Annotated in this window: 12 protein-coding genes; 5 read left to right on the forward strand and 7 right to left on the reverse strand. The window is 74.1% G+C overall.

The genetic code is table 11. The features are described from left to right. Positions 1-10: 10 nt before the first annotated feature. Genes ABT158_RS11320 through ABT158_RS11330 form a run of 3 tightly spaced genes read right to left on the reverse strand, consistent with a single transcriptional unit; the run spans position 11 to position 2,641 of the window. Positions 11-463, reverse strand: coding sequence for a GNAT family N-acetyltransferase (locus tag ABT158_RS11320; RefSeq protein WP_352352644.1), 453 nt, complete (start codon positions 461-463; stop codon positions 11-13). Continuing rightward, positions 441-1,166: a gamma-glutamyl-gamma-aminobutyrate hydrolase family protein gene (locus tag ABT158_RS11325; RefSeq protein WP_352352645.1), complete on the reverse strand. Its 726-nt coding sequence runs from the start codon at positions 1,164-1,166 to the stop codon at positions 441-443. Before ABT158_RS11325 ends, ABT158_RS11320 begins: the two co-directional genes overlap by 23 nt. After that, positions 1,163-2,641: an aldehyde dehydrogenase gene (locus ABT158_RS11330; RefSeq protein WP_352352646.1), complete on the reverse strand. Its 1,479-nt coding sequence runs from the start codon at positions 2,639-2,641 to the stop codon at positions 1,163-1,165. Before ABT158_RS11330 ends, ABT158_RS11325 begins: the two co-directional genes overlap by 4 nt. A gap of 227 nt (positions 2,642-2,868) precedes the next feature. On the opposite strand from ABT158_RS11330, the gene ABT158_RS11335 reads away from it, so the two are divergent. Next, on the forward strand, positions 2,869-3,495 hold the full coding sequence (locus ABT158_RS11335) for a hypothetical protein (protein ID WP_352352647.1): 627 nt from the start codon (positions 2,869-2,871) through the stop codon (positions 3,493-3,495). A 54-nt stretch (positions 3,496-3,549) separates the two neighbouring features. Here ABT158_RS11335 and ABT158_RS11340 read toward each other — a convergent pair whose 3' ends face one another. Then, entirely contained in the window at positions 3,550-4,431 is an 882-nt protein-coding gene (locus tag ABT158_RS11340) for a polysaccharide deacetylase family protein (RefSeq protein ID WP_352352648.1), read from the reverse strand. Between the two features lie 225 nt (positions 4,432-4,656). Here ABT158_RS11340 and ABT158_RS11345 point away from each other — a divergent pair, with 225 nt between their 5' ends. Then, complete coding sequence (locus ABT158_RS11345) at positions 4,657-5,838, forward strand: L,D-transpeptidase (protein ID WP_352352649.1); 1,182 nt, start codon at positions 4,657-4,659, stop codon at positions 5,836-5,838. Positions 5,839-5,919: 81 nt separating this feature from the next. After that, the gene (locus ABT158_RS11350; RefSeq protein WP_352352650.1) at positions 5,920-6,609 is read left to right on the forward strand and encodes a hypothetical protein; all 690 of its coding nucleotides are present in this window, start codon (positions 5,920-5,922) and stop codon (positions 6,607-6,609) included. 78 nt (positions 6,610-6,687) lie between these two features. Here ABT158_RS11350 and ABT158_RS11355 read toward each other — a convergent pair whose 3' ends face one another. Continuing rightward, a complete protein-coding gene (locus tag ABT158_RS11355; protein ID WP_352352651.1) occupies positions 6,688-9,948 on the reverse strand; it encodes a glucodextranase DOMON-like domain-containing protein in 3,261 nt (1,086 codons plus the stop codon). A gap of 248 nt (positions 9,949-10,196) precedes the next feature. Here ABT158_RS11355 and ABT158_RS11360 point away from each other — a divergent pair, with 248 nt between their 5' ends. Beyond that, on the forward strand, positions 10,197-11,633 hold the full coding sequence (locus ABT158_RS11360) for an MFS transporter (protein WP_352352652.1): 1,437 nt from the start codon (positions 10,197-10,199) through the stop codon (positions 11,631-11,633). Positions 11,634-12,032: 399 nt separating this feature from the next. On the opposite strand, the gene ABT158_RS11365 is transcribed toward ABT158_RS11360, so the two are convergent. Continuing rightward, on the reverse strand, positions 12,033-14,003 hold the full coding sequence (locus ABT158_RS11365; RefSeq protein ID WP_352352653.1) for a tetratricopeptide repeat protein: 1,971 nt from the start codon (positions 14,001-14,003) through the stop codon (positions 12,033-12,035). 277 nt (positions 14,004-14,280) lie between these two features. Further along, entirely contained in the window at positions 14,281-14,478 is a 198-nt protein-coding gene (locus tag ABT158_RS11370) for a hypothetical protein (RefSeq protein ID WP_352352654.1), read from the reverse strand. A 337-nt stretch (positions 14,479-14,815) separates the two neighbouring features. On the opposite strand from ABT158_RS11370, the gene fxsT reads away from it, so the two are divergent. Further along, positions 14,816-17,347: an FxSxx-COOH system tetratricopeptide repeat protein gene (fxsT, locus tag ABT158_RS11375; RefSeq protein WP_352352655.1), complete on the forward strand. Its 2,532-nt coding sequence runs from the start codon at positions 14,816-14,818 to the stop codon at positions 17,345-17,347. Positions 17,348-17,350: the final 3 nt, after the last annotated feature.

Genomic DNA, 17,350 nt, shown 5'->3' on the forward strand with positions numbered 1-17,350 from the left:
CCCCGGGCGCTCACAGGGGGTGGCTGAGGATGCGGCGGCCCTCGTCGCGGAAGCCGCGCTTGCCGTAGTAGGCGAACAGGTGGCGCACGTCGGCGCCGTTCGGGGCGATCACGATCTCCAGGGCCGTGCAGCCCTGGGCGGCGGCCCACCGGCGGCTGTCCTCGATCAGCCGCTCCGCCTCGCCCCGCCGCCGCGCCTCCGGCACGACGAACAGGTCCTCCAGCTCGGCGTACAGCCCGTGCTCCAGCCCGAACGTGGTCGTGGTGATGCCGAACGCGATCAGCCGGCCCTCGCCCCCACCCTCGCTCTCGCTCACCGCGACCCGGACGCCGGGCGCGGCGATCAGCCTGGCGAGGTTGGCCTTGAGCGTCCGCGCCGGGGTGGTGAAGCCGTCCTCGGCGTAGAAGGCGACGGCGAGGTCGTGGAGTGCGGGCAGGTCGTCAGGGACGGCGGCGCGGATCATGACAGCCATGATGCCCCGACTCGCGGACGAGCGCGTCGAACAGGGCCTGCTGGGCCGGATCGCGGTGGGCGGTGTCCTCAGGATGCCACTGCACGGCGGTGAACCAGCCGGGCGCGCCGTCGAGCTCAAGGGCCTCCACCGTGCCGTCGGCGGCGTGCGCGGCGGGGGACAGGCCGTCGCCGAGCCGCTCGACGCGCTGGTGGTGGAAGCAGGACGCCTCCACCTTCGCCGTCCCGGCCGCGCGTTCCAGCAGGGTGCCGGGGCGCAGCGACACCGGGTGCACGACGTGCCGGTGGCCGCCCTCGGGGCCGCCCATGTCCTGCTCCAGCGTGCCGCCGAGGGCCACGTTGACGACCTGGAGGCCGCGGCAGATCGCCAGCGTGGGCAGCCCGGCGGCCAGGGCGTGGCGGGCCAGGGCCAGGTCGAAGGCGTCCTGGTCGTCGTCCACGTCGTAGACGTCCTCGTGGGTGTCGGGGGCGCCGTAGCGGTGGGGGGCGACGTCGCCGCCGCCGGGCAGGAGCAGGCCGTCGAACCTGGACATCCGGCCCGCCACGCCCTCTGCGGCCGCCGGGTGGATCGTGGCCGGTTCGCCGCCCGCCCGCCACACGGCCTCCACCAGGGCGCGGGCGCTCACCTCGGCGGCGTGGCGCAGGGCCGAGGCGGTGGCGGAGAAGCGGGCGGGGATCGCGATCAGGGGTCTCACAGCTGGATCCAGGTGGTCTTGAGCTCGGTGTACTTCTCCAGCGCGTGCGCCGACTTGTCGCGGCCGTTGCCCGACTGCCGCATGCCGCCGAAGGGCACGGTCAGGTCGCCCTCCTCGTAGCAGTTGACCCAGACGGTGCCCGCCCTCAGCGCGCGGGCGACGCGGTGCGCGGTGCCCAGGTCGGCGGTCCACAGTCCGGCCGCGAGACCGTACTCGGTGTCGTTGGCCAGGCGGACGGCCTCCTCGACGTCGTCGAAGGCCAGCACGGACAGCACCGGGCCGAAGATCTCCTCCCTGGCCAGCCGGGAGCCCGGGTTCACCCGGTCGAAGACGGTGGGTTCGAGGTAGGCGCCGCCGGTGCCGGCCAGGATCCGGCCGCCGCCCGTACGCAACCGCGCGCCCTCGGCGAGACCGGCCTCGACGTGGCCGCGCACCCGTTCCAGGTGGGCCTCGCCGACCAGCGCGCCCATCTGCGTGGCCGGGTCGAGCGGGTCGCCGACGCGCAGCGCGCGGGCGCGGGCGACCACGGCCTCCGTCACCCGGTCGGCGACCGCCCGGTGGACCAGCAGGCGGGACGGCGCGGTGCACATCTCGCCCTGGTTGAAGAAGATGCCCCAGGCGGCGGTGGCCGCGGCGGCCTCCAGGTCGGGCGCGTCGGGAAGGATGATGTTGGGCGACTTGCCGCCCAGCTCCAGCCACACGCGCTTGAGGTTGGAGTCGGCCGAGTAGCGCAGGAAGTGCCGCCCGACGGCGGTGGAGCCGGTGAAGGCCAGCACGTCCACGCCGGGGTGCAGGCCGAGCGCCCGCCCGGCGGTGGGGCCGTCGCCGGCGACCACGTTGAGCACGCCCGGCGGCAGCCCCGCCTCGGTGGCCAGCCGCCCCAGTTCCAGGGCCGACAGCGGCGACAGCTCCGACGGCTTCAGCACGACCGTGCACCCCGCGGCCAGGGCGGGGGCCACCTTCCACGAGGCCAGCGTGAGCGGGAAGTTCCACGGCACGACCGCGCCGACGACCCCGGCGGGCTCCCGGGTGACCAGGGCGAGGGCGTCGGCGGGCACGTGCGGGGCCTCGTCGGCCAGCTTGCCGGCCAGCTCGCCGTACCAGCGGAAGGTGGTGATCGCGGCGCGCAGCTCGATGTCGTGCGCGTCGGTGATCGGCTTGCCCATCTCCAGGCTGACGAGCAGCGCCAGGTGCTCGCGCCGCTCCTCGATCAGGGACGCCAGCCGCACCAGCGCCCGCCCGCGCTCGGCGGGCGCCATCCGCGGCCACGGCCCGGAGTCGAACGCCCGCCGCGCCGCCGACACCGCGAGCCCGACCTCCGCCTCGCCGCCGTCGGCCACCTCGGCCAGCACCCGGCCGTCGCGCGGCGAGCGCACCGTGAAGGACGCGCCGCCGGGCTCGTCGGCGCCGTCGATGTGGTGCGCGGACGGCGGCGTGACCGCGGCGGCCCGGCGCAGCCATTCCTCGTGGGTCACGACGTGCCCCGCTCCCAGGCGGACACCTCTTGTTCGGTGGCGAACGTCTGGTCGAGCGTCGGCTTGTCGCCGTTGACCGGCATCGTCGGCCCTTCTGTCGCGGACGGGTGCTCCGAAAATGTACGGTCCCAAACGATCGGCCGTCAATGGCCTGCCCTCGCCTGCGGGGAACCGGGCCCGGTGGCCCGATCGTTGGCCGGTCGTCACTCCGAGTCCGTGGAGGATCCTTGTTACGACTCGCCTGCCTCGCGCTCGTCGCCGCCCTGGCCGCCGGCTGCACCGTCACCGACACCGGTCCGCCGGCCGCGCCGGAGGAGACCGAAGAGGTCATCGACGACGAGCCCGACGACGAGTCCGACGCCGCGGCGCAGGACGAGTCCGCCCGCATCGCCGTCTGCGTGGACACCGGCACGCAGACCAGGGCCGACTACCGCCCGTGCGAGGACGAGCGCCGGGGCTACGCCTGGTACTTCTACGCCGGCGACGACACCGTCCCGGCGGTGGGCAAACGGGCCGACGGCGGCACGTACGAGGACCCCGGCGACGACGAGCTCACCAAGGCGTCGCCCCAGGGCGGCCCCGGCGCCGAGACCGCCATCGAGACGCCCTCGGAGTGGGTCGAGGTGTGCGTCGCGAAGCCGTCCCGGCGACGCGTGGTCAACAACTTCTGCGAGGACCGGCAGGCCGGCTACGGCTGGTACTACATCGCCATCGACGGCCGCGTGCCGCCCGTCGGCGAGCGGGCCGACAACGGCGCCTTCAGGTTCTACGGCGGCGACAGCTACCGGGCCCGCGAGTCGGGCGGCGACGCGGCGGACGCCGCGATCGGCTACGAGGAGACCGTCGAGGAGTAGGGCCCACCGGCCGCGGAAGGCCGGGCCGAGGGCCGGGGGCCGGGCCGCGCCCGGCTACCTGGGGCCGCCGGAGAGCCGGCGGGCGTTGTGGACGACCTTCGGCAACCGGCCGCCGAACAGCTCGCTGACCGTGACGAAGCGGTAGCCGCGGGCGGACAGGCCCTTCAGCACCCGCGGGATGGCCTTGACCGTGGTCGGGTGGATGTCGTGGAACAGGATGACGCTGCCGGGGCGGACCTGCTTGAGCGAGACGCGGGCCACCCTGGCGCTGTCGCGGTAGCGCCAGTCGAGGGTGTCCACGCTCCACAGGACCAGCGGCCGGTGCGCCTGCCGCCGCACGTCGCCGTCCGTCGCGCCGTACGGGGGGCGCACCAGGCCGGGCACGACGCCCGCGGCCGACTTGACGGCCTGGTCGGTGCGGGTGAGCTGGGACCTGATCGCGGCCGGCGACAGCCGGGTCAGGTCGGGGTGGGACCAGGTGTGGTTGCCCAGCTCGTGCCCCGCCTCGACCGTGCGGCGCACCACGTCGGGGTGGAGGCCGACGTTCTGCCCGACGACGAAGAACGTGGCGTGGGCCCGGTACTTCGCCAGGTGGCGCAGCAGCGTCCCGGTGTAGGGGCCGGGGCCGTCGTCGAAGGTGAGCGCCACGCACTTGACCTTGCGGCAGTCGGGCTCGCCCGCCTCGGCGGGGTCGGCGGGCCCCGTGGGCGCGGTGGTCTCGGTGGGCTCGGCGGACGGCCCCGTCCGATCTGGCTTGTGGTCATGCTTGTGGCCCTGCTTGTGGTCGGGCTTCGGCTCGGGGGAGGCCGACGGCGCCGGGTGGGTGGGGGAGGGCGTGGGGCGGGCGGGGGTGGCCCCCGTCAGCGCGGTCGTGACGGCCAGTGTCGCCGCGGTCATCCCGATACCGGACAGGTACCGCTTCATGCCGCCGTTCATGACGTTCCCCCTCATGCACCGCCCCCGGTGCGTCATCCCCTGAGACCGGCCCAGAAGGACCGTTCCAGAGAGTTGGACACCAGATCCGCCCGCAAGGTTCGCAAGAGTGGTCATCGGGCGGATGAAGGTTTCTCCCATGCTCATTGGGCAGAAGTGTTCGCACGTGACAGCACAGACCGTTCAATGAAGAAGTTGACGCCTTGTCAGGCACGGGAGGCATCGAGGATGCGGAACGGCCGGACCAGTACGACGCTCGCCCTCGCGGGGCTCCTGCTCGCCGGATGCGCCTCCGGCGGCGGCGGCGGCGCCCAGCCGCCGGGCGGCCCCCGGCAGGCCGAGGGCCCGGCGGCCAAGCTCGCGATCACCCCGGCGGACGGCACGAAGAAGGTCGCCCCCGACACCGGGATCAGCGTGCGGGTCACCGGCGGCAAGGTCACCAAGGTGACCGTCGCCGACGCCAAGGGACGCCAGGTGACCGGCTCGACGGCGGCCGACGGCACCTGGCGGCCACGGTGGCCGCTGCGCCCGGCGACGTCGTACACGGTGAGCGCGCAGGCCACCGGCACCGACGGCAAGGCCGTCACAGGGCGGTCGTCCTTCACCACGCTCAAGCCCAGACGGGCCCTGCAGAGCGGCATGTCGCCGCTGGACGGCGAGAAGGTCGGCGTCGGGATGCCGGTCCAGCTCCTGCTGTCCCATCCGGTCACCTCCAGGCAGGCCCGCGCGGCGGTCGAGCGCTCGCTGGTGGTGGAGATGTCCGAGCCGGTCGAGGGCGCGTGGAGCTGGGTGAGCGACCGCGAGGTGCAGTTCCGGCCGCGCGAGTACTGGCCGGTGGGCGAGAAGGTCAAGGTCGTCGCCCACCTGGCCGGGCTGCGCGCGGGCGAGGACCTGTGGGGGACCAGGGACCGCAGCCTGTCCTTCACCGTCGGCCCCCGGCACGTCACCAAGGTGGACGCCGACCGCCACCAGGCCGTCGTCACCGCGGACGGCAAGGTCGTCCGGACGATCCCCGTCAGCCTCGGCAAACCCGGCGACGACAGCTACTCCGGCACCATGATCGCCCAGGAGAAGGCCGCGGAGACCGTCATGGACTCGGCCACCATCGGGGAGCCGGGCGAGTACCGGATCAAGACCAAGTGGAACGTCCGGATGACCTACAGCGGCACCTTCTTCCACGCCGCGCCCTGGTCGACCGGCGCGCAGGGCAACTCCAACGTCAGCCACGGCTGCGTCAACGCCAGTCCCGCCGACGCCCGCTGGTTCTACGACTTCACCCAGCGCGGCGACGTCATCCAGGTCAAGGGCACCTCGCGCAAGCTGCGGTTCGGCAACGGCCCGACCCCGTGGGCCAAGTCGTGGGCGGAATGGCTCGCCGGCAGCGCCACGGGCAAACCCGTGACCGGCTAGACCGTCATCTGACGGCAGGACCTGCGCGAACATCAGAATGTCGCCTTGCCCGCGGGGGCCCGCACCACGATCATGTCGCCAATGGACGCCGACGTACCCCTGGACTACTACCTGATCTACGCCGCCGACCGTGGCCGCGGAACACTTCCCCTGGGCATCCTGGTCGAGGAGTTCGTGCTCTGCGACGACTACACCGCCGCGGGCATCGACTGCGCGGAATGGACCGCCGAGTGCGGCGAGTGGCGCGAGTCGCCCGGATCCAGCCGGGCCATCCGCGCCGACCCGGCGCTGCGGGATCGGGTGCTGCCCGTGACCCGGCGCGACGCCCGCGAGACCTACTCGATGCTCGGCGGCGGCGCGCTGCCGGAGGAGGCCGAGCTGCGGGCCTTCTTCCAGTACCGCCAGGCACTCCCCGCCGCGGCCCCGCTCGACCTGGGCAGCTCCCCTTCGGCGCAGACCCGGCGCTACCGCATCCTGTTCGCGGGCGAGCTCGGCGAGCGCGGCCTGGCGAACGTGAGCACGGTCCTGCGCCTGGAGCCGCCGCGGGAGAACCCGCGGGCCAGGATCGCCGGCACCGCCACGGCCACCGCCGCGGGGCACACCTTCACCTGGGAGCTGCGGCGCATCGGCCCCGGCATCGCCTGGTGCCTGGACGTCACCGTACGCCTGAGCGCCGGCCCGCTGGCCGCCATCGGCGCCCTGCTCCACCACCACCGCCAGGCGATCCGCGGCCAGGGCCTGATCCCGGTCACGATCGAACGCTTCGCCTGACCCGCCGGGCGGTCCGGCCCGGCCGGCGGGCCGCCCCGCACGGGCGACCGCCGCTCCCGCGGCCGGGGCGGCGGCCGGTCAGGGCACGGTGACCGCGCGGAGCGTGACCGGCCCGAGCAGCGGGTTCAGCTCGTCGGCCTGGGACACCCCGGCGGGGGTGAGCACGTCCAGGGCCTTGGGCACCGTGCCGGGGTCGGCCGCGCACAGGGGCGCGCCGCCGCCCTCCGGGCACACCCCGAACCGGTACGGCTCCGGCGTCGCCGCGAACCCCCTGGCCTGGTCGGCGGCGTAGCCGTCCTGGCCGGTCAGGACGACCGCGAACCGCCACCCGGGCCCCGGCGTGCCGAAGGACGCCCTGGGCAGCGCGAGGGTGATCGTCCTGGTGGCGCCGGACACGCGCACCGCGGCGCCGCCGCGCCCGTGCCCGTCCGCGCCGACCAGCGCCGGCGCGGCGAAACCTTGGGCCTCGACGCGCTGCGACCAGGCGTCCGCCTCGGCGATGCGGTAGTTGCGCTGCGGGAACGCGGCCTGCGCCGACCACCCGGCGGCGGCCGGGTCACGGACGTAGACGTCGAGCAGCTGCGCGCCCATCGGGCTGCCGAACGTGGGCGTCAGGTCGCGCAGCCCGGCCCGCAGGTAGACGGTGGTCGCGTCGGTGATCACCTGGAACCGCCGCAGGTCGAACGCGCCGGGACGGAAGTCGGCCGCCGTCGGGTAGGCGTACGTCCCCGGGCCGTCGTCGTCGCCCTCGGGGTCGGCCACGTCGAGCACGGTGGCGACGACGACGTCGCCGACGACCGAGCGCCGGGCGTGGGCGGTGCGGCCGCCCGCGGTCGCGGCGACGGTGAGCACGACCTCGCCGAACGCGACCGGCGCCCGCGCCGTGAACGTCCCGTCGGGCCCGGCGCGCACCGAGACGACCCGCGCGGGCGTCCCGAGGTCGACGGGCGCGGCCTCGACGTCCACGAGCGCGCCCGGCGCGGCCGTCCCCTTGACGGCGACGGAGCCGCCTTCGGGGGCCGCGCCGTCGGAGGGCGCGGTGACGGTGAGCGGGGTGGTGCCCGGCATACCGTGCGCGGCGTACCGCTCGCGGACCGCCTCCGGCTGCTCGGCCGGGCGGCGGGCGCCCAGCGCCAGGACGAGCCGTACCAGCTGCGCCTGCGCCCAGGTCAGCGGGGACGCCGAGCCCGCCGGACCGCCGTCGCGGAACCCGATCGAGGCGGTCGCGGGGTCGCTCCCGTACGGCGCGGCGGCCAGGCCGGGGTTCTCCCACGCCTGCTCGGGCACCAGCCCCGTGCCCGACGACATCGCCCGCATGGCCGCCAGCAGCGCCGCCGCCGCGGCCTGGTCGCCGGTCTGGAGCGCCTGCTCGGCCCGCTCCCCGGCCAGCACCGGCCACAGGTGGCCCGAGCCGGTGTTCCCGGTCGGCCACGGCCTGCCGGACGGCGCGCACGAGGTGGGGTCGGGCTCGTGACAGTCGCCGTAGCCGTCCTCGGTGCCCGGCGTGTCCGAGCCGTACCGGTACCAGCCGGGGCCGCTCGCGGTCGTGCGCCGCAGCACCCGGTCCACGACCGGCAGCGAGGCCAGCACGTCCGGGTCGTCAGCGGGCAGGACGCCGAGCCTGGTCAGCTCCAGGAAACCGGCGTCCACCACCCGGCGCTGGTCCTCGGTGGGGCCGCCGTTGCCCAGGTCGTAGGAGACGGCCGCGTCGGGGTCGCCGCCGCGCGACAGGCGCAGGAAGTAGCGGGGGGCGTACGGGCCGGTGCTGGTCACCGTCCAGTCCTTGACCGAGCGCGCGAAGTGGTCGGCGGCGGAGCGGTAGAGCCGGGCGCGGGCCCGGTCGCCCTGCCGGTCGGCGATCTCGCCCGCCGCGACCAGTCCGGCGATCTCGGCCGCGATCGTGGACGGCGAGTGGCCCGCCTGCTCCTCCCACCGCTCCACGCCGTACGCGGGCCCGCGCGCCAGCAGGAAGTCGGCCGCCGCCCGTACGCGCGGCCACAGCCCCGCCTCGCCGCCCAGCCCCGACTGGTGGGCCATGAGGATCGGGTAGGCCGTCTCGTCGAGCTGGTCGCCGCCGGAGTCGGGCGCGAGGCGGCCGTTGAGCAGCGAGTTGCGCGGCAGCCTGCCGTCGGGGAGCTGCTGGCGTTCCAGCAGGAAGCGGGCGGTGGCGCGGGCCGTGGCCAGGTCGCCGGCGGTGAGGAAGCCGGTGAACGCCTCGTACAGGTCGCGGGCGAACACCTCGCGATAGGAGCCGAAGTAGACCGGCTTGCCGCCGGGCAGCGCGCCCGCGTCGACCGCCTGGCCCCACGGGCTCGCCAGTGAGGCGACCACCGCGCCGGGGAAGGTCTTGTCCTCGCTCGCCTTCAGCACGTTGGCCGACAGCCGGTAGACGTCGGCGAGTGCGGCGGACGGCCGGCGCAGTCCGGCGTCGTAGGCCGCCCAGCCCGCCTCGAACGCGGCGCGGGTGGACTCGAACGGCCGCGCCGCCGCCGCGCCCGCCGTCCGCAGCGCGGCCTCGCCGGTGCGCCCGAAGCCCAGCGCGAACGTCACCGCGCCCGAGTCGTCGATCGGCAGCCGGGCGGTGGCCACGACGTTGCCGCGCGGCGCGCTGTCGTAGGGGGTCAGCTCGTGGTCGGCGTCGAGCTGCGCCAGCCCGTCGCCGGACGTGCCCGCGTAGCCGACGCTCGCCAACGGCAGGCGCCGTTCGGCCCGCAGCGCCAGGTGGGTGGGCACCGCGTAGTCGCGCTCGGGGGCCGAGGTCACGGTGCCGGTGTCGGAGATCACGGGTGCGCCGGTGGCGGCGTCCACCGTGCCGGTGTCGGCTCCGCCGTCGGCCGGGCCGCCGCCGTTGCCGTTCACGCTCGCGTCCAGCCGGACGTACAGCCGCAGGCCGGGGGGCCGCAGCCGGGTCCGGACGACGACCGCGTCGCTGCCCGGATCGGTGACGTAGGTGGTGGTCAGCCGGTAGCGGCCGGTCCTGCTGGTGGAGGTGACGGTGCAGCTCAGCCCCGAACGCCCGGTCTCCACCCGGTAGGTGGTGTCGCGGGCCTGCGACTCGGTGAACGTGCGGCCGTCGGTGACCACGAACTGCATCGTCTCGACGTTCGTGTTGTCGATCGTGGGCTCGTAGACGTCGGACAGCACGCCGCCCGCCACCGTGTACCAGACCTTGGACGCCCGGCCCGCCGCTGTCCCCACGCAGTCCTTGCGCGCCTGCCCGAAGTGCGCGGCGGCCCCGGGCCCGGCGGGCGCGGACCCGGCGGCGGCGGACGCGACCGGCAGGCCGACCGGCGGCACGCACAGGACCAGGGCGACGAGGAACCGCCGAAGACCACGCATGAACGCTCCCTCCGCCCCCACGCCTGGTTGCAGAGAAAACCACCCCGACCCCCCTGTCAACCCGGCCCACCGCCCGCCGAGGTCAAGGGATCTTTGGTACGCCGAGACGGCCGTTTGCCTGTAACGGGCCCCCGTTACGGGTACGATCACCGTCCGAAGGCCGGTCTTCAACCTGTGACACGAAGGCCGGCTGTGGACGACACCGCACCTGGCTTGCCCAGTGTCCGGGCGCCTTGGGAGCGACAGAGGTGACCGACAGCACCGCGGGCGAGGGCCCGGCCGACGGGAGACGCGCCCCGTGGCGGCGCGACTTCAACCTCCTGTGGAGTGCCTCGGCGGCCAACCAGCTCGGTTCGACGAACGCCATGCTCGCCGTCCCCCTGCTCGCCCTGTCACTGACCGGTTCGCCGGTGTTCGCCGGATGGGTGACGGCGGCCGGCACGCTGCCCCGGATCCTGCTGGCCCTGCCGGTGGGCGCGCTGGTCGACTACATGGACCGGCGGCGGATCATGATCGTCAGCCTGCTGGCCCGCGGCGTGCTCGCCGTGCTGCTGACGGCCGGCGCGTTCGCGACCATGCCGGAGCACGTCGTGCTGCCGCTGGTCGCCGCGGCGCAGGGCGTCTGCCTGGTGTTCTTCAGCACCGCGGAGGCGACGGTGGTGCCGCGGCTCGTCCCGCGCGAGCACCTGCCGGGCGCGATGGCGAAGAACGAGGCGCGCGTGCACGCGGCGGCGCTGCTCGGCCGCCCGCTCGGCGGCCTGCTGTTCGACCTGCACCGGGCGCTGGCCTTCGCCGTCGACGCGCTGACCTCGTTCCTGTCGGTGTTCGCGCTGCTGCGGATGGCCAAGGACCGGCTCACCCCGCAGGGCGTCCCGCCGCGACCGCGGGTCGGAGCGCTGGTGGCCGACCTGGGCCACGGCTTCGCCTACCTGCGCAGGGAACGGTTCCTGGTGCCGGTGCTGATCGTCTGCGCGCTGGCCAACTTCTTCTTCCAGACGCTCGCCCTCGTCCTCATCCTGCTGGCGCACCAGCAGCGGCTGCCGAGCCTGCTCATCGGCTGCCTGATCGCGGCCACCGGGTTCGGCGGCGTCCTGGGCTCGTTCACCGCGTCGCGGCTGCAGAGCAAGGGGCGCACCCGGGGCGTGATCGTGACGTGCGTGTGGTCCTGGCTGATGCTGACCGGGTTCGTGGCGCTGGTCGACCACGACAGCGTCGTGTTCGTCGCCGTCGTGCTGCCGCTGGCCTGGGGCGGCATCGGGTTCACCGGCGCGCACATCAACGTCGCGCTCGCGGTCTACCAGGCCGACGAGGTGCCGAAGGAGCTGCTGGGCAGGGTCACGGGCGCGGGCCGGTTCCTCTCCGGCGGCGCCGTCCCGCTGGGGGCGCTGTCGGCCGGCTACCTGATCGCCGTGTGGGGCACCAGGGGCGCACTCGTCCTGGTGGCGCTGGCCATCGGCCTGCTGGCCGTCGTCCTGACGCTCATGGTGACCTCGCTCGGGCACGACCTGGGCCGCCTGTGGCGGGCGGCCGTCAGCCGGACGGGACGGCGAGCTCGGAAGGGGGCGGCGCGGGCGGGAAGACCTCCGCGCTCAGGGCGCGCAGCGCCCGCTGGAGGGCCACCTCAACCTCCTCACCGGCCACAACAGGACTTGATACCGAACGGGCGTGCCCGAACGCCCTGGTGACCGCCGTGCTGAGCTGCTCGATGCGCTCGCGCGCGCCCTCCGGGCACAGCGGCCACAACCGCTCGACCGCCACCGCCGCCGCCAGGTACTCCACCCGCGCCTGCCGGAACTGGCTGGGCAGGTCCTCGCCGTCGAGGCGGGCGTCCCGGTCGGTGCGCATGTCGAGCGAGATGCTCACGGTCAGCCCGAAGCGCAGCACCGCCGACTGGGCGTCGGCGAACGCCGTGCGCAGGGTCTCGGCCCGCGCGTCCTCCCGGTCGGCCCGGCGCTGCTCGGCGGCGGCCCTGGTGGCCTGCCTGGCCTTCAGCCGCTCGGTCACCATCGCCCATCCGGCGCCCGACAGCGCGGCCAGCACGGCCGATGCGCCGGTGATGAGGGCCACCAGGGCGGTGTCCGGCATCACGAACCCGCGAGCAGCTTCCTGGCCGTCCGCCGCTGGTGCTCGGGCAGCGGCGGACGCCGGGCCGTCATGGCGCGGTCGGCCAGCTCCGTCGCCCTGGTGACGTCGCCGGTCAGCTTGTGGACGCGGGCGGCGCGCAGCAGCACGGGCCCGCTCTCCTCGGCCTCCTTCAGCGCCTCCTCGGCCTCGTCGAGGGCGTCGCCGAGGTCGTGGGCCACCTCGGGACGGGTCAGGCTGGCCATCGCCAGCGCGCGGGCCGCCTTGGTGGAGGGCGCGGGCCGGCCGCCGCGCAGCTGCCGCATGTCCCGCAGGGCCGACTCGGCGTCGCCGAGATCGGCCAGGAACTCCCCGCGCGAGCGCCGGGCCTCGGGCGTGTCCGCCTCGCGGTTGAGCACGTCGCTCAGCACCGCCAGGGCGGCGTCCGGCTGCCCGGCCTCCCACAGCGCCTGGCCGAGCGCGGTCTGCACGATGAGGTCGTCCGGCACCCGGCCGACGGCGGCGCGCAGCTGCTCGACGGCCAGGCCCGGCCTGCCCTGGGCCAGGACGACCCGCCCGACCGCCGTCATCAGCCAGCCGACGGCCGCGTTGTCGCCGACGGCCTCGAAGAGCCGGGCCGCGGCGCGGTAGTGCTCGATGCTCTCCGCCAGCAGCCCCTGGTCGTAGTCGATGTTGCCGGAGAGCGTGTCGATCTCGGCCCGCAGCCGGAGCGCCTGCGGCGGGCAGGTCTGGGCGGCCTCGTGGACGAGCCGGCGGGCGCGTTCGGGCTCGCCCTCGTCGCCGGCGCGTTTGGCGGCCCGCAGCCGGGCCTCCGGGTCGGGCGGGGACTGCGGCCACATGGCGGCGTCGAGCTGCCTGAGCGGGGCCAGCATCCGGGGGTGGCGGGGGCCGTGCATGGGCAGGCCGTTGCACTTGGGCGAGCTGACCAGGTAGCGGTCCTCCAGGGCGTTGAGCACGACCGCGCCCACGTCCGCGACCGGGTCGGACAGCCTGCCGTACTCGTGCAGGATGTCCCGGCGGAACCAGGCCATGAGGCGGCCGGGGGGTAACAGGTAGTCGGCGGCGACCCCGGCCAGCGTCTCGGCGCAGAACTCGCGCACCGCCCGGTCGGCGGCGGTGTCCAGCTCCGTCAGCAGGAACCGGTCGCGGTCCGGCGGATCGCCCCACAGCCGGGCGCCGGCGGCCTGCAGCAGCAGCGGGTCGACCTCGTCGGCGGCGGGCCAGGGCCGGCCGGTGTCGTCGCGGACCGTGCGGATCTCGTCGACCAGCTCCTCGACCTTGTCGGCGGCGGCGCCGTCGCCGGTGGACTCGGCCGACAGCCGCATCGCCTGGACGGCGCGCGCCCGGGTGAACGGCGGCAGCGCCAGCTCCTGCGGCTCCCGGACCGCGTAGCGCCTGAGCACGTGCCGCAGCTCGTCGAGGTGGTCGGTGCGGACCGACAGCAGCAGGCGCAGGTCGGGCCGCTGGGACAACGAGCCCAGCAGCTCGTCGAAGAAGCTCTCCCTGAGGTGCTCGTACGGGTCGGGCAGCCGCAGGAACGTCTCCACCTGGTCGACGGCGGCGAGCGTCGGCCCGGCGACGCCGTCGTTGCGCTGGAGCCTGTGCAGGAAGTCGCTCACCGACAGGCCCGCGAAACTGGCCAGCGAGCCGCCGCCCGACCACGACGACAGCAGCGCGATCACGTACGGGTTGTGCTCGGGCAGCGCGGCGGCGGGCCAGACGCGGGTGGAGCGGGCCAGGCCCACCGGCAGCACGCGCGCCCGCTCGTCCCTCAGCAGGGGGATCACGGCGGCCCGCAGCAGGGAGGTCTTGCCGGCGCCGGCCGGGCCGTGCAGGATCGTCAGCCGGTTGCGCCGCCACATGCCGGCCAGCTCCGCGGTCTCCGCGGACCGTCCGAAGAACAGGGCCCCGTCGCCTTCGTCGAAGGGACGAGCTCCGACGAAGGGACCGCGTCGGGGGCCGGAAGCAGTCATGGGACCAGACCTCACTCACCGAGGACGACGTCGTATTCCTTTGTGGCCCGGGACCGGACTGCGGAGGCGCCCGCCCCGGTCAATGCCGCAAGACGCGTGTGGCGGCGAGACTCCTGAATAATTCCGTCCGGTTTCGAGCTCAACGTCCGGCTGTCACCGCTGCACGATTCTCGATGGCTCCCCATGGTATGGCATCGCCGTGGCCGGCGCCCCGTTTTCGGGTTCGCCGAAACCCGGGGAAAGATCTCCCGCCGGGTCTCGGCGAATCGGTTCGTGATTACGGATTGCCCGGCCGGTACGGCACCGGCGTGCTGTTGTCGAACGCGGCGAACACCTCGTCTTCCCCGGGGCCCGACTCGAGCAGCTCGAGTAACTCCAGTGCGATCACGGAGTTCCCCAGCCCTTCGAGATGGGCGGGTGAGAGTGCGGACAAATCAAGAAGATCCTTGTGTTGCGTGACGACCTGCGGTGCCATGGGCGCTCCCTCGTCGGCTCTGGCCTGCCCGCAGCGTTCCCCGTCCGGATGACCGGCCCGTCCGGAGCGAAGTGCTCAACAGGCTGATCCCAGGGTGGCCGAATTCGGCGTGCCAGCCAATAGGCGGTGAATTAGTGCCGTCCTGAACCAGTCATTGGCGGACGCCGTTATCGGCCGGGTAGTACGGAACCCGCCGGGCCGCTACCATGACAGTCTGTCGTTTTTATCTTGGCCTATTCTCGAAAACGACTTTCCAATCCTGCACCAGCACCCGTGAAGGCACGGACAGAAGGGCGGGCACGTGACGATTCCAGAGCCGTCCGCCGCACTGCGCGCAGTGAGCGACTTTCCCAATGTCTGGAAGGTTCCACCCCGGAACAAGAACTTCACCGGCCGGGAGGAGCTGCTGTCCAGGTTGCGCGACAGCATTCTCCAGCAGCCCACCGCGGTCGTGCCGAACGCCCTGCAGGGCTACGGCGGCGTCGGCAAGACGCAGGCCGCGATCGAATACGCCTATCGTTTCCGCGAGGAGTACGACCTCGTCTGGTGGATCCCCTCCGACCAGCCCGGCCTGGTGCGCTCGACGCTGGCCCAGCTCGCGCCCCAGCTCGGCCTGCCGGGCCCGACCGCGACCGGCATCGACGAGGCGGCCAACGCCGTCCTGCAGGCGCTGCGCCGCGGCGATCCGACCCGCCGGTGGCTGCTGATCTTCGACAACGCCGACGAGCCGGACGACATCAGGGAGATCGTGCGTCCCGGCCCGGGGCACGTCCTGATCACCTCGCGCAACCACCGCTGGGAGAGCGTCGTCGACACCGTCCCGGTCGACGTCTTCCCGCGGCGGGAGAGCGTCGAGTTCTTCCAGAAGCGCCTGCGCAGGGCGATCAGCGAGTCCGTCGCCGTCGAGCTGGCCGAGGCGCTCGGCGACCTGCCGCTGGCGCTGGAGCAGGCGGCCGCGCTGCAGAGCGAGACCGGCATGGCGCCGGAGGAGTACCTCAAGCTGCTCCAGGAGCACACCAGTCAGCTGCTGAGCAGGGGCAAGCCCTCGGAGTACCCGGTCTCCATGACGGCCGCGTGGGGGCTGTCGGTCAACAAGCTCAAGGAGAACCTGCCCGAGGCCATGGAGCTGCTGCGCTGCTGCGCCTTCTTCGGGCCGGAGCCCATCCCGCGCTCGGTGCTCGTCCCGGTCAAGGGGGCGGTGCGCCCGGTGATCGCCGAGCTGCTCGCCGACCCCATCAAGCTGAGCGGGGCCATCGGCACGCTGGCCAAGTACGCCCTGGTGCGGGTCGAGGCCGAGGCGAGCGGTCAGGCCGGCGGCCAGCGCGGCCCCGGTCGACCGGCCACCCTCCAGGTCCACCGGCTGATCCAGGCCCTGCTGCGGGAGGAGCTCGAACCGGAGGTCCAGGAGGAGATCCGGGCGGAGGTCCACTCGCTGCTCGTCGGCGCGGTGCCGGCGGCGCCCGACGACCCGGCCAACTGGCCGCGCTACGACGCGCTGCTGGCCCACGTCCGGCCGGCGAGGGTGGCCGAGAGCCGCCGGGACGAGGTCCGCGACTTCGCCATCAAGATGCTGACCTACCTCAGCTCCTCCGGCAACTTCGCCGCGACCGGCAGCCACGTGGCGACGTTCCTGGAGCGCTGGACGCACGACTCCGGCGCCGACAACCGGCACGTGCTCCAGGCCAAGCGCCTGCAGGGCGACCTCTACCGCGAGCAGGGCCGCTACGCCGAGGCGTACGAGCTCAACCAGGCCACCCTGGTCTCCATGCGCGCGGCGCTCGGCGAGGAGGAGCGCGACACCCTGATCCTGCTCAACGGCATCGGCTCCGACCTGCGCGCGCAGGGCCGCTTCATCGACGCCAGGGAGCACGACGAGGAGTCGCTGCGCCTGCACAGGAAGGTGCTGGGGCCCGACGACGTCATCACGGTCAGGGCGATCAACAGCCTGGCCCTCGACTACGGCCTCACCTCCGACTACGTCCGCGCCAAGGAACTGCTCCTGGAGGCGCTGCGCACGGCCCAGGGAGGGGAGACCGCGGTCACCCGCGGCACCGAGCTCAACCTGCGCACCGGCCTCGGCCGCGTGGTGCGGCTGTGCGGCGACTACCGCCAGGCGGTCGACGTCTGCGACGACGCGCTGATCTTCGGCCGCGAGTTCTTCGACGCCAACCACCCGCGCATCCTGCTGGCCCAGAAGGACCTGGCCATCGCCCTGCTGCGGTCCGGCGAGACCGAGGACGCCCTCCTGCAGGCCATCGACGTGCACGAGCGCTACGTGCGGCTGTACGGGGTCGACCACCCCAGCACGCTGGCCGCCGCCACCTGCCTGTCCAACTGCAACCGCGCCAACGGCAACGTCGAGCAGGCCTACGAGCTGGCCTTCGACACCATGAACCGCTACCCGCGGATCTACGGCGCCGACCATCCGTACAACCACGGCTGCGCCAGCAACGTGGCCCTGCTGCACCGCGTGCTCGGCGACCCGCAGGCGGCGCGCGAGCTGAACAAGAAGGCGCTCGACGGCATCGAGCGCAGGCTGGGCCGCGACCACCACTACTACCTGCTCATCGCCGTCAACTACGCCAGCGACCTGGCCGTCCTGGGCGACCTCAAGAACGCCTGCGAGATCGGCGCGGAGGCCCACCAGCGCCTCAGCGCCCTGGTGGGCGCGCGCCACCCCACGACCCTGGCGGCGGCGGCCAACCTGTCGGCCGACCTGGAGGCCGCCGGGCAGTCGGAGGAGGGCAGGGCGCTGTTCGACGAGACCATGCGGTCCTACCTGGAGACGCTGGGCCCCGAACACCCCGACACCCGGGTGGCCGGCGAGCGGCGCCATCTCGACTGCGACTTCGACCCGCCGCCGGTCTGACCG

The sequence above is a fragment of the Nonomuraea sp. NPDC001636 genome, from assembly GCF_040298265.1.
Taxonomy (GTDB): Bacteria; Actinomycetota; Actinomycetes; order Streptosporangiales; family Streptosporangiaceae; genus Nonomuraea.

Coding starts and splice junctions, on each gene's coding strand:
- ABT158_RS11320 (WP_352352644.1), bottom strand. CDS start 463: ATGATCCGCGCCGCCGTCCCTGACGACCTGCCCGCACTCCACGACCTC.
- ABT158_RS11340 (WP_352352648.1), bottom strand. CDS start 4,431: ATGAACGGCGGCATGAAGCGGTACCTGTCCGGTATCGGGATGACCGCG.
- ABT158_RS11345 (WP_352352649.1), top strand. CDS start 4,657: ATGCGGAACGGCCGGACCAGTACGACGCTCGCCCTCGCGGGGCTCCTG.
- ABT158_RS11350 (WP_352352650.1), top strand. CDS start 5,920: ATGGACGCCGACGTACCCCTGGACTACTACCTGATCTACGCCGCCGAC.
- ABT158_RS11355 (WP_352352651.1), bottom strand. CDS start 9,948: ATGCGTGGTCTTCGGCGGTTCCTCGTCGCCCTGGTCCTGTGCGTGCCG.
- ABT158_RS11365 (WP_352352653.1), bottom strand. CDS start 14,003: ATGACTGCTTCCGGCCCCCGACGCGGTCCCTTCGTCGGAGCTCGTCCC.
- ABT158_RS11370 (WP_352352654.1), bottom strand. CDS start 14,478: ATGGCACCGCAGGTCGTCACGCAACACAAGGATCTTCTTGATTTGTCC.